This window comes from Caballeronia sp. LZ003 (assembly GCF_031451465.1).
Classification (GTDB): domain Bacteria; phylum Pseudomonadota; class Gammaproteobacteria; order Burkholderiales; family Burkholderiaceae; genus Caballeronia.
On record NZ_JARUXJ010000004.1, the window covers coordinates 1,457,366 to 1,469,908 of the forward strand.

Annotated in this window: 9 protein-coding genes; 4 read left to right on the top strand and 5 right to left on the bottom strand. The window is 60.5% G+C overall.

Annotated features, from left to right (window positions below):
- Positions 1–45: 45 nt before the first annotated feature.
- Genes QCE79_RS30450 through QCE79_RS30460 form a run of 3 tightly spaced genes read right to left on the bottom strand, consistent with a single transcriptional unit; the run spans position 46 to position 3,591 of the window.
- The gene (locus QCE79_RS30450) at positions 46–1,068 is read right to left on the bottom strand and encodes an ABC transporter permease (protein ID WP_309850276.1); all 1,023 of its coding nucleotides are present in this window, start codon (positions 1,066–1,068) and stop codon (positions 46–48) included.
- Complete coding sequence (locus QCE79_RS30455) at positions 1,058–2,563, bottom strand: sugar ABC transporter ATP-binding protein (protein WP_309850278.1); 1,506 nt, start codon at positions 2,561–2,563, stop codon at positions 1,058–1,060. The genes QCE79_RS30450 and QCE79_RS30455 overlap by 11 nt, the downstream gene beginning before the upstream one ends.
- Positions 2,560–3,591 carry a sugar ABC transporter substrate-binding protein gene (locus QCE79_RS30460; protein WP_250526484.1) on the bottom strand — a complete coding sequence of 344 codons (1,032 nt, stop codon included), beginning with the start codon at positions 3,589–3,591 and terminating at the stop codon, positions 2,560–2,562. Before QCE79_RS30460 ends, QCE79_RS30455 begins: the two co-directional genes overlap by 4 nt.
- A 203-nt stretch (positions 3,592–3,794) precedes the next feature.
- On the opposite strand from QCE79_RS30460, the gene QCE79_RS30465 reads away from it, so the two are divergent.
- Entirely contained in the window at positions 3,795–4,583 is a 789-nt protein-coding gene (locus QCE79_RS30465) for an IclR family transcriptional regulator (RefSeq protein WP_404989449.1), read from the top strand.
- Between the two features lie 88 nt (positions 4,584–4,671).
- Positions 4,672–5,217 carry a hypothetical protein gene (locus QCE79_RS30470; protein ID WP_250466373.1) on the top strand — a complete coding sequence of 182 codons (546 nt, stop codon included), beginning with the start codon at positions 4,672–4,674 and terminating at the stop codon, positions 5,215–5,217.
- Positions 5,218–5,231: 14 nt separating this feature from the next.
- Here the strand turns inward: QCE79_RS30470 and QCE79_RS30475 are convergent, their stop codons facing one another.
- Entirely contained in the window at positions 5,232–7,628 is a 2,397-nt protein-coding gene (locus QCE79_RS30475) for a GNAT family N-acetyltransferase (protein WP_309850285.1), read from the bottom strand.
- A gap of 622 nt (positions 7,629–8,250) precedes the next feature.
- Here QCE79_RS30475 and parA point away from each other — a divergent pair.
- Both parA and QCE79_RS30485 read left to right on the top strand, forming a co-directional pair.
- Positions 8,251–8,913, top strand: a complete 663-nt coding sequence (gene parA, locus QCE79_RS30480; protein ID WP_250466370.1) for a ParA family partition ATPase — start codon at positions 8,251–8,253, stop codon at positions 8,911–8,913.
- 24 nt (positions 8,914–8,937) lie between these two features.
- Complete coding sequence (locus tag QCE79_RS30485) at positions 8,938–9,999, top strand: ParB/RepB/Spo0J family partition protein (protein ID WP_309850287.1); 1,062 nt, start codon at positions 8,938–8,940, stop codon at positions 9,997–9,999.
- 26 nt (positions 10,000–10,025) lie between these two features.
- Here QCE79_RS30485 and QCE79_RS30490 read toward each other — a convergent pair whose 3' ends face one another.
- A complete protein-coding gene (locus QCE79_RS30490) occupies positions 10,026–11,390 on the bottom strand; it encodes a replication initiation protein (protein WP_244828994.1) in 1,365 nt (454 codons plus the stop codon).
- Positions 11,391–12,543 lie beyond the last annotated feature (1,153 nt).

The following is a 12,543-nucleotide window of genomic DNA, read 5'->3' on the forward strand; positions in this document are numbered from 1 at the left end:
ACGCGTCAGCCGATTTCGCGAGACGCGCGCGGCTGCGCTCCCGCTTCAGTTCTGCGCATCTCCACCCGCCAGTCTCGCCACCATCAGCGAACCCAGGATGATCGCGCCGTAAATCGCCTGAATCCAGAACGATGGCACCTGCGCCAAGGTCAGCAAGTTCTGCACGACGCCCAGCAGCAACACGCCCGATAGCGCGCCGAGCATCGTGCCCTTGCCGCCATCCAACGAAATGCCGCCGATCACTGCCGCCGCGAACACCGTGAAGATCATTCCATTGCCCTGGTTCGCGTTGATCGCGCCGACGTAGCCTGTGACGATCAAACCGCCAATCGACGCCAGTACGCTGCCGAGCACGAACACGCCCCACGTGATGCGCTCCACGCGAATGCCTGCCGCGCGTGCCGCTTCGGGATTGCCGCCGATCGCGTAAAGCGCGCGGCCGAGGCGGTGGTAACGCAGCATGAACGCGGCAACGGCGAACGCGGCCGCCGCGAGCCATACCGAGAGCGGCAGGCCGAGCACGAGTGTCGTGGCCAGCGTGAAGAACGAAGGCGGCATGTCGAACAACGTGCCGCCCTTGGTCGCGCCGACGAGCATGCCGCGCAGCACGATCAGCATTGCGAGCGTGACGATGAACGCGTTCAGCCGCAGCCGCACGACCAAAAAGCCGTTGAAGAAGCCGATCAGCGCGCCGACCACAACGATCGCCGCAAGTCCCGCTGCCGCCGGCCACTCGAAGCCGAAGCCCGCCGACGCCGCCGGCATCACGAGCATCGCGCCGACAGCCGGCGCAATGCCGACCGTCGATTCGAGCGATAAATCGAACTTGCCTGTCAGAACGATCAGCGATTCGGCCAGCACGACAAGCGCAAGCGCCGCCGATGCCCCAAGGATGCTGATGAGATTCGCCTGCGTGAGAAAGCTCGGGCTGACGAACGCGCCGATGGCAAGCAAGAGCGCCAGCGCGGGCAGCAATGCGAGGTCGCGAAAACGCGCCAGTTCGATGCGCGGGCGCGCCACGGCCATGCTCGCGCCGTTCATCGCCGGGTTGGGTACGTCATGCTTCATGGAGATTCACCCCTTCGACGGATGCGATGAGTTCATGGTCCTGCCATCCGGCAGGGAATTCGGCGACGATGGCGCCGCGAAACATCACCAGGACGCGGTCGCACGTGCGCAAGTCGTCCAGCTCGCCCGATACGACGAGCACCGCCTTCCCTTCCTCGCGCACGCGCTCGACGACGCCGAGCAACGCTTCCTTCGACTTCACATCGACGCCAGCGGTGGGATCGATCAGAACGAGCACGTCCGGATCAGTGGCGAGCGCGCGCGCCATCACCACTTTTTGCTGATTGCCGCCCGACAAGCCCGACACGATATGTTCCGGGCCCTGCGTCTTGATGCCGAGCGCGGCAATCATGCGGCGTCCGAAGGCGTTCTTTTTCGCGGGCGTCGCAATACCGAAGCGGCCGAGCAATCGCGCGATCGTCATGGACGCGTTTTCCGCGACGGATTGCGACAGCACCAAGCCTTCGCGATGCCGGTCTTTCGGCACGCAGCCGACACCATGCGCCAGCGCGGCCGGCACGTCGCCCGGCGGCAGCACGCGGCCATCGACGCTGATCGTGCCCGCGCGTTGCGCCTTCAATCCGGCGATGGCTTCGGCGACGCTCGTCCGGCCGCTCGTCGTCGCGCCGGTCAGGCCGATCACTTCGCCCTTGCGAACGCTCAACGTGACGTTCTCGTAGTCGTCGCCGCGTAACGCTTCGACACGCAGCGCTTGCGGCGCATCAGCGGGCAGGGGCGCGCGCGCGGCGGCATCCGCGACGGCAAGCCCCCCCTGCTCGCCCGTCATCGCTTCGATGAGCCGGTCGCGCGGCAATGCCGAAACCGGCGCGCTGACGATATGCCGAGCGTCGCGCAGAACTGTCACTGCCTGACAGATTTCGTACACCTCTTGCAAGTGATGCGAAATGAACAGGAAAGTGACGCCTTCGCGCTGTAACTCTTCAATACGCTTGAAGAGACGCTTGATCTCCTCGCCGTCCAACTGTGCAGTCGGTTCATCGAGAATGATGAAGCGCGCACCGTACGACAGCGCCCGCGCAATCTCCACCAACTGCCGCGCTTCTACTGTCAGATCGCCCGCGCGTGCGTCTTCGCGCACGTCGATCTTCCAGTGGTCGAGCAGCGCGCGGGCATCACGGCGCATGGCGCGCCAGTCGATCACGCCGCCCTTCTGATGCTGCCGATTGATGTACAGATTTTCGGCCACCGACAACTCGCGGATGATCGTCGAATGCTGATAGACGCAGGCGACGCGCTCGCGCCATGCATCGCGGTCGGCGAGCGGCGGCGCGGGCGCGTCGTTGAAGCGGATCTCGCCAGCGTCCGGCTTCTTCAGGCCGGTGATCATCGACACGAGCGTCGATTTGCCCGCGCCGTTGCGTCCAACGAGCGCATGCGACTCGCCGGGCAGCACGCGCATGCTTACATCTGCGAGTGCGGGCGTCGAGCCATAGCGCTTCGTCAGGCCAACTGTCTCAACGACGGGCGCGCTCATTTGACGGTGTTGCCCCAAAGTGTTTTGTCATCGACATTGGCTTTCGTCACGAGCGGCGCGGGCAATTGATCTTCGAGAATGCCTGGACCGCGCTGAACGATCGTGCTGCCGTGATCCGTCGGGCCCGGTTTGAAGGTTTGTCCCGCCAGAGCCGCCTTGATATAGAAGAGGCCATACTTTGCGTAGAGATCGGCGGGCTGCGAGATGGTCGCGTCGATATCGCCACGGCGGATCGCATCATATTCCTGCGGAATGCCGTCGTTGCTCACGATCACGATGTGCTTCGGATCGCCCGCCTTCACCAGCAACTGCTTGCGGCGCAAGGTCTGCAACGTCGGCGACAGATAGACGCCGCCCGCCTGCATATAGATCGCCTTCACGTCGGGGTTCGCGGTGAGCAGGCTGTCGAGCGCGGTCGCGGCGGCCTCGCCCTTCCATGCGGCGGGAATCTCGAGCAGGCTCAGCGACGGGAATTTCTTCAGGCACTCGCGAAACGCTTCCGAACGATCGCGGCCATTGACCGATGCCAGATCGCCCATGATCTGCACGACCTTGCCCGACTTCACGTGCTCGCCAATGTACTCGCACGACTTCGAACCATACGCGCGGTTGTCGGCGCGCACGACCATCGCGACCTTGCCTTGCGTCGGCGCGACATCGACGGCGACGACCGGCACGTTCTTCGCCGCCGAGGCGTCGAGCGCGCGGCTGATTGCGGCCGAATCCAGCGGGCCGACCACGATGCCCTTCGCGCCCAGGTTCAGCAGGTTGTTCATGTCGGTGATCTGCTGCGCGGGATCGCCGTTCGAGTTGACGGGCGCAAGGATGTCTATGCCCATGTCCTTCGCGTACTTCGGCAGATAGTTGTTGTACGACTGCCAGAACGGCGAGGTCAGAAGCGGGAGACCGAGGCCGACCTTGCCGGCATCGGCGGCTTGCGCGAGGCCAGCTGCACCGGTGGTCGAAAGTACGGCGAGCGCCACGCCGGCTTTTACGGCCAGGCGGCGAAAGGAAGTTGAGGACGTCATGCTTGTCTCCTGATCTTGTGTTTTTTGCGACTACGGCCGTGTGGGTGACTACGGGAAACTGTCGATATGGATATTTATCAGTGAACGTATTATTCATATACGGACAATCAGAAGTCAGTTGGTGCTTTCCCTAGCGCGGGCAACGCTATTGCTGACGAAAGGCTTAAACTCGGCGCCAATTCATGAATCGACGCATACCCAACATGGACGTTGAAGTAACCGACACCGATGGCGACGCGGATCGCTATCGCGCGCCCGCGCTCGACAAGGGACTGGACATTCTCGAATTACTCTCGGAACAGAAATCGGGACTGACGCGCGCCGAGATCACGAAGATGCTCGGGCGCAATGCAAGCGAGATGTATCGGATGCTGGAACGGCTGGTCGCGCGACAATACGTCGTGCGCTCGCCCGAGGGCGACCGTTATTCGCTGAGCCTGAAGTTGTACGCGCTTGCGCACCGGCATCCGCCGATGAACCGGCTGATTGCCGAGGCTCTGCCCGTGATGCAACGTTTTGCCGATGCCGCCGAGCAGTCGGTTCATCTGGTCGTCTACGATCGCGGCAACCTGCTGGTGATCGCGCAAGTGGACGGTCCCGGCACGTGGGGAATTTCGGTCCGGCTGGGGTCACGCGTCGGCCTTATCGACACCGGCTCCGGTCGCGTGATGCTCGCGTTTCAGACCGAGGAGCAGCGCGAGCACATGCTGGCGGAACATACAAAGGTGAAAGGCGAACTGGCGCTCGATCGCGCGGTACTCGATGCCGACTACGAAAAGATCGGCGAGCTCGGCTATTCACAAAAGGACAGCCAGCAGACCTTCGGCGTCACCGATGTGACTTTTCCGTTGCTTGGGCCATCGGGCCAAGCCATCGCGGCGCTGACCTGCCCTTTCATGCGGCGTATCGACGAATACGTCGCGCCTTCCATCGAAGAAGTAACGGCGCTTTTGCGCGGCGCCGCGAGCGAGCTTTCGATGACGCGAGACTGAACCACGGCTGATACACGCGTTAGAATGGCGGCCCTCCTAAAAAGCGGCAGCCGGTTCACGCCCACGCCGCGCTCTATCTTCACGGTTCATGGCAAAACTCCTTTCCGATTCAGAATTCCAGCGTTTTTCCGAACTTCAACAGAAACAGGCGAGCTTTACGATCACGCCTGACGAGGCCGACGAATTGCGCGATATCGTCGCGCGCGCACAGAAGAAGCGCGACGATCGCGCCGCTGCAATGCAAGCGCTCGAAGCGCATATCGCGCAGTTCGACATCACGCCGGACGAGCTTTTTTCCGCCGAGCAGATCGCGGAAGCGGCGCGCAATTTCGGCCTTATTCCGGCCGCGAAGAAGGAACGCACACTGCCGCCGCAACTGACGCATAACGGCAAGCCTTATCAATGGACTTCGCGTGCGCTGCCGGAAGAGATTCGTGTACCGCTCTTCGAAGCATTCTCGGCGGGACATTCCGTGAAGTCGTTCATCGCGACGCCGAAAGACTCGGCGCGCTCGGCGCTGACGATCGCGAGACTCGAAAAGGAAACGGGAAGTTCGTATCCCGATGCTTTGCTCGAAGAGTTGGCGATAACGAGAGCGCAGATCGACGAGGCGTCCGGGCGACTGGCCGGCTAATCGCGAACGGCCGGCTAGGTCGGTTTTTCACCGAGTCGCATCCGAAAACCAACGACGCTCGGATCTTCGGTTCTGATCAATTCGAAACCGGCTTTGCGCGCGAGCGCGATCATCCCCGTGTTCTCGCGCAAAGCCTCGCCCACCAGCCAGCGTGTTCCACGCTCTCGCGCATAGTCGATGATTCGCGTGAGCAGCAGCGAGCCCAAGCCCTTCCCTTTCATGTCCGAGCGCGCGGCGACGGCAAACTCCGCAGTCTCGTTGTCCGGATCGGAAATGGCGCGTGCGACGCCCAGCGTTTCCGTGGCGCCCTCCGCAATGCTCCGTGTCACGATCAACGCCATTTCGCGGTCGTAGTCGATTTGGGTCATCCGCGCGAGTTGCGAATGATCGAAATTGCGCACGGCGCCGAAAAATCGCAAGCGCAAATCTTCGGCCGTGTTCGCCGATACGAACGCGCGATGCGCATTTTCATCCTCGGGACGAATGGGCCGCACGGTGATACGCATACCGCGCCAGTCGAGCGTCTCATCCATGCATCGCGGATACGGCACGATCGCTAGCTGCTTGCGGTGCGCGCCTAAGGTCAGTTGCGGCTCGTGCACCGCAACCGAATCGCGCGTGACACGCAACGTCAGCCGCAGTGCGACGATCTCCTCTATATAACAAACCATTTGCGACAGCGCGGTCAGCGCGTTCAACAGCATGTCGGTGGGCAACTCGCGCGAGCGCGGCGATCGCACGACGAGATCGCGCGCAAGGACAGGGTTGAGCGGAGGCAGCGCAAATTCATGAAGCGCATCGGCAAGTCCGAGCGCGCCTTCGGCCTTGAATTCGAACACCGGTCCAAAGACGCGATGGTTGAGCAGGCGCGTCTGTATCTCGACTGCATCGGCGGAAAAGGAATCGGGCGGTCCCGGCTTCACCGTGATGCCGAAGCGGGCGAGGATGCGCGCCGCACGTTCACCATTCAATTCCGCAATGCCGTTTTCCAACGCGATTCGAATTTCGTTTTGCGCGATATCGATTTCTTCTGGAATTTCCGTTGGAAGTCCGTCGGGTGTTTGCATCAACAATTCGCGTCCCTGACGAAAATCGACGAGGCGTGCAAAACCACGCGCGAGACGCTGCGGGGTGGTGTGAACCGGGATGCCATTTGCGTGGAGTGCGTCGCGGGTGGCGGCATCCACGCAACCGAAGAAACACGCGAGCAATCCGCGATGAGCATGGCGGCGCGCGGCGATCAATGTGCGAGCGACGTCCGCGACGGGCGCGCTATGCGTCGGCGCGTGTACGACGAAGATGGTGCCGGTGTCGCGATGCGGAGCCAGCGTTTTCACCGCGATGCCGAAATCGGCGGGCGACGCATCGTCGCCGAGCAAGAGGGGATTACCGGATTCGGCTCGGGGTAACGCGAGCGAGACGGCGTCGCGTGCGGCGAGTGGCCATTGCGCCAGATCATCGCCGGCTTTGCTGAACGCATCTCTTGCCAAAGTGGCGACGCCGCGATCGCTGGTGATGACGGTTGCCACGTCGCCGGCTGCGACGCTTCCCACGCCCAGGGTTTCGATTTCGTCGAGCAGATCGTCAAGCGAATCCACGCGTACAAGTCCGGCACGGCGGAAGGCGGCACCGTATAGGCGATCGAATGGATCGTCGTGTCCGGTTCGTAGAACGAGTACCGGCTTATTCCTCGCGGCGGCGCGCGCGGCGGAAATAAATTTGCGTGCGGCGCGGACCGTTTCGATCGCAAGAAGAATCGCTTTGGTCGATGCGTCGGTAGCGAGGAAGTCGAGGATATCGCCGGAATCGACGTCGGCTTCATCGCCCAACGCGACGATGCGTGAGAAGCCGAGGCCCCGCGCGCGGGCCCAGCCGAGCACGCCATTGGTTAGCGCGTTCGAGCCTGATACCCAAGCGACGCCGCCCGATTTGACACTGCACGCTGGCGCCCCGAGGCATGCGCCGACGGCGGGAGACACTACGCCGAGACTTGCCGGTCCTACCACGCGCAGCAGGAAGGGACGCGCGGCGGCAAGGGTACGGGCAGTCCATTCGTGGGACTCTGCATTGGAGATGAATTCGGCTCTCGCGGGGTGTCTCGCTGCCTCTCCAATAACGACGACAGCTTTGGTCCCACAGTCTCCGAGTTGTTCAACTAGTTGAGGCCAAGTTTTAGGGGGCGTGCATAGCACCGCAACGCTCGGCGCTTCAGGAAGGTGAGCTAAGTCGGCGAAGCTCGGCTGTTCGCCTATGGTTTGGTGCTTTGGATTTACTGGCCAGATTGGGCCTTTGAATCCAGCGCTGTTGGCGCGGGCCCATACCATTTCGCCGATGCTGCCCGGCCGCGTTGATGCGCCGATCACAGCAATTGACTTCGGCGCGAACAAGATGTCCAGGTTGCGAACGGTCATTACGGAGCTCCGGACTCGGTCGGCGAATGGCGGTTGAGGCAGGGTTAGGATAGGCGATTTTGGGGGTGGGGGGTGGGGGTGCGGTGTCGTTGCGGGCTGTGCGCTTCGGGCTGTGGGCTTCGGGCTGTGGGCTTCGGGCTGTGGGCTGTGGGCTGTGGGCTGTGGGCTGTGGGCTGTGGGCTGTGGGCTGTGGGCTGTGGGCTGTGGGCTGTGGGCTGTGGGCTGTGGGCTGTGGGCTTCGGGCTTCGGGCTTCGGGCTTCGGGCTTCGGGCTTCGGGCTCGGGCTTCGGGCTTCGGGCTTCGGGCTTCGGGCTTCGGGGCTTCGGGGATGCCGTGACTTTATGCGCATAAAGCTGGTCCGGCCGCGCGGCACCGCTTAACAATTTCCAAGACGCCTAAAGCCGTGACGGGGAGATATTGGTCTCGCGTCTTAGCTTCTTGCTGTCGAGCATCATGTTTGATTTAAAACTGCATCCATCAGGCCCACGTCCGCGCTTTCACAATATCAACTAAAGCTCACCCCTATGCCAAATGGCTAACGACACATTTAATGTCGAATTAAAGTTGAAATTACTAGACCTCAATGTAAAATTCAACCGCCTGCAAAAACTGGAGCATTAAAGTGGCGGCGGAAATCATAGCGATCACGCAGCAGAAGGGCGGCGTTGGCAAGAGCACGATTGCAATGCACCTGGGCGCAGCTTTTCACGAAAAGAAGAAGCGCGTGCTCGTCGTCGATGCAGACGGTCAAAACACGTTAATCCACTGGTCGAGCGCTGCGTCAGACGAAGCGAGCGGCATCCCCTTTCCTGTCGTGAATCTTTCGGAAGCGGGCGGACAAATCCATCGTGAAATCAGGAAGTTCGTGAATGACTACGACATCATCGTGGTGGATTGCCCGCCGTCAATTACAGAGAAGGTGTCAGGCGTCGTTCTGTTAGCCGCGAGCGTGGCAGTGATTCCGACTTCATCATCGCCAGCCGATTATTGGTCGAGCGTCGGCCTCGTCAAACTGGTTCAGCAAGCGCAGGTGATGAACGAAGATCTGCGCGCGGTGTTTCTGCTGAACAAGACGGAAGAGAAGCGGATGCTCACGCGCGAGCTGAAGGTCGCTCTTGAAGAACTGGGCTTTCCGCTACTAAAAACGCAGATCCCAACCCGAGAGTGCTACAAGCAGGCCATGGCGTTAGGACAAACCGTTTTGCAAATGTCCGACCGCGGCTCGCGCCTCGCTGCTGCCGAGATTCGCGCGTGCGCCGATGAAATCCTCGGCATGCTCTCCTGACTTTATGCGCATAAAGGACCCTGAATGAAACCGTCCCAACTGGCAAAAGGCTTCAAGGCCCGCCCCGACACGACAAGCAGCGAGAAGCGAACCGCTCTAGATCGCCTGAACGCCATCGATGGAATCGTCGATATACAAAGCGTCGGACAGGCCGCGAATGGACGCGCAAGCGCCTTCGTATCCGACGAGCAGCCCGACGCAGAGGTCAGCACCGAATCCGAGCAGTTTCGCGCGTGGCGACGGGCGAGCCGCTACACGGCTGGGCAGGTCATCGAGTTGCCGCTAAAGGCGATCAAAGCAAGCCCGTTTAATCCGCGCCATTTCTATCTGAAAGCATCAATCGCGGAGCTAGCCGTCAACCTTGCAAGGCAGGGACAGCAGCAGGCCATCCACGTCATCCCCGACTACGATAACGCTGGGACCTTCTTCGTAAGCGACGGTGGCCGTCGCGTCCGTGCGCTCAAGGAAGCCAACAAGGAAACCGTCAAAGCGATCGTCGTCGACCTGCCTATTGGAATTCAAAGCTACAAGCTTGGCTACGATCTAAACGTTCAGCGGGATTCGCAAACCGTCTTCGATAATGCCGTCGTCTGGCGACGCTTTCTGGACGAGCAACATTTCCAGAGCCAACGAGAATTGGCCGACCATCTTGGGCTAGACGAATCTACTATCGCTGTCGCGCTATCGGTTGCGAAGCTTCCTGAAAACGTCATGCAGGAAATGGTCGCTCGGCCTGATCGATTCGGGTCGAACATGGCCTATCAAATCACGCGCTACCACTCGGCGCGTGGCAGCGATGCCACGCTGCGCCTCATCAACAAGATCACGTCGGATGATCTGAGCACGCGACAAGTCGCGGATATCGTGAAGGGACGCGCAAGCGGACAAGAAGTGCCCAAGCCACCCGGCCGGCAACGCTATGCCCAACGAATGGAGATTAAACTGGACGGCGTCGCGGTCGGCGATCTCAAGTCATATGGCGAGGATCGCCTTGAGTTGCGGTTGCGCGGCTTGTCACGGGATCGACGAGATGAACTGCTGCGTCAGATCGAAACCATGCTTCAGTTCAACGAAGAGAAGAAATAACAGCGTCCGCCCTCTGCCAGACGCGTTCAGTTAGCGCGTGTCTGGCTAAGTGTGAAGGCGAGCAAATCCCCATCGGTCGGCTCGCCCCACGTCTTCCTAGCCAGCCAGTCGAAAAATGACGTTTCCGCCAGCTTCGAATCGAGGCCGCGCTTACGCCAATCGTCGCGCATATGCGTGCCGAGTTCCGGCAATACGTCGTCTTCGAAACTCTGCCGCGCCAGCTCCCGTTCCCGCTCACCTTGCTCGTCGTAGAGCGCACGCGCTTCCTTCCTTCTATATGCCGAGAACTCGCCAAGCAGGCGTGCCTTGAGATCATCGGCGCCGGATGCCGATCCCGCTGTCGACCGCGGCGCGCCGTTGGCCGTTGCCGGCGGTAGCGCTTCGAGCGGCGGCGCGTAGCCCTTCTTGAGCGCGTCCTTGAACAGCGCTGCCGCGCTTCTGATAGGCGGAAGCGTCGTGCTGCGCAACCGTTGCTCGGTCATCTGCAACGCCGCCCGAATGCGATTTTCCTCGCTGTCGGCGTACAGCGTCTGCGCCTCTTTCAACGGAATGCCGATCTTTACCATCCTGTCGACCAGCGTGCTGTCGAAGACGTTCGGATGTTCGTCGAGCGCCAGCATCGGCTGCTTGCGCTCCGTGACGCGGAACTGAATCTCGGCGACGCGCCGACCCTCTCGATGTTCCACGAGTTCAACGAAAATGTTAGTGACGGCGTTGACTTCCGCGATTGCGGGACGAAGATAGTCGCGCTTGAAATACTTGTACTCTCGCTTGGCCTCGTCTCCAGCCTCGGTATCTGGCGTGCCGGATAGAATCGGCCGCCACCACTCCCACGTTTCGCGCATCGTCAGATGGCTGGGGTTGGTCAGATAACGCACGCATATTTCATAAAGCGCAAGACCCGCGCTGCTGCGCAACTGGCTTTGGAACTGCAGGCTCAGACGCGCATACTGCACCGGATCGAGCAGCTTCTTTTTGATTTTTGGAGCGAAGGAAAATTCGACCCATACGCGGCGCGTCGTCGGGTCCTCGAGAATTTCCGCGTCGGCGATGAGCGTCGAGATGCCCCACTTGCGGCCGGGCTTCTGGCTCGACGTGCCCGTGCTCCACTCGACCTGCACCGACACCATGCGACGCAGATGCTCCTTGACCAGCGCTGTATCGTTTGAATCGAATGCGGAATTCGCGACAATGTCGGACAGCAACGCGCGGTAGGTGTCGCCAGATTCGTCCGCCTGCTGCGCCACGGCGAGCAGAACGTTGAAGAGCTTGCGAGTAAGCAGCGTGATCTTGCCGCTCTTCGGTTGAATCGCGATGGCTTCGACCGCCTTGCGCAACTCAGCCGAGCTCGGGCTGACAACATCGGTTTTCTTTGCGCGTTTGGTTGCCATGCGTCGGACAGTATCGGGATTGCCAGCAGCATACCGAGTGCGGTGATCAACGTCTACAGGGTGGCCTTCACCGTTTGGGGTGAAGTGCGAGAACGAACAGAAGCTCACTGCGGTGCGGCCCCGTAAACTCTCACCACTCACCTTTGAGCGTCAGGCGCCATCCCTAGAAGCCACGCGGGTAAACGGGAGCGGCGAGCGCCAGGGGGCATCACGGCATCGCGGCACAGGTCCCGAAAAATCTCACCGAAAAAAATTTTCCCCAAAAATGGCGTGTCGCACACGCACGACGCGTTCATTTGGGATGACGATCGTCGCCAAAAGCAACAGAAAAAGGGCATATGTGGATCTCCTTAAGTCGACGAACTTCAAAACGCTCCTGTAATACCTCACCTTAAGCGGAATAGAGGACAGACCTGAGCAAAGCCGTCTCCAGACGCCGTCTTGGTTCATGCGTGTTGGCATCCCGAAAGGGCTCACCTTGAAGGAAAATTCGAGACCCGTTTGGGTCCTGCAAAGGCTCACTTGAAGCTCCTGAGAAAGCTCACCTTCGCTGTCTACGTCTGCTGAAGACTCGCCCTATAAGGCTCCGAAGACGGCTGGAAAGGCTTACGTGACGAATGCCCGATCCTGAATATTCTCACCCTAGAAGATATTCCTTGAGCGCTGCCTTATCGCGACGAGGTCCCGAATACTCTCACCCTAACGCCGGCATAACCCATGCGCTTGTGCTAACTCATTGTTTAAAGAAGGTATTCTGAAGATGAGGTGTTTCAACCGAGTTCAGCGATGTCACGCTATTTCGGAGTAGGACAAAGGAAGTGTTTTCCGTCGAGCAAGCCAATGCGGGAATGAGGCTAGATTTGCCACGAGTAGGCCCCCGTAAAAGCTCACCTCTCCTATTTTGGCCCGCTTCAAGGGAAGCATTGCACAAAACGTGGCGGTCTCTCTGGCCTCACCTCTCCCCGTAAAACCTCACCTCCAAGGCTTCGGGGTCCGATTTCGCTCGTTTTATGGCTGTTGGTCCTGCAAAGTCTCACCGCACGAACACTTTGGCGCCTGAAATACCTCACCTATCGGTAAAATCGACCCGTTTTATCCAGTGACGGACACAAATCGGCCAATCCCGATAAGCCTCACCTCGGTTGATCGAGGA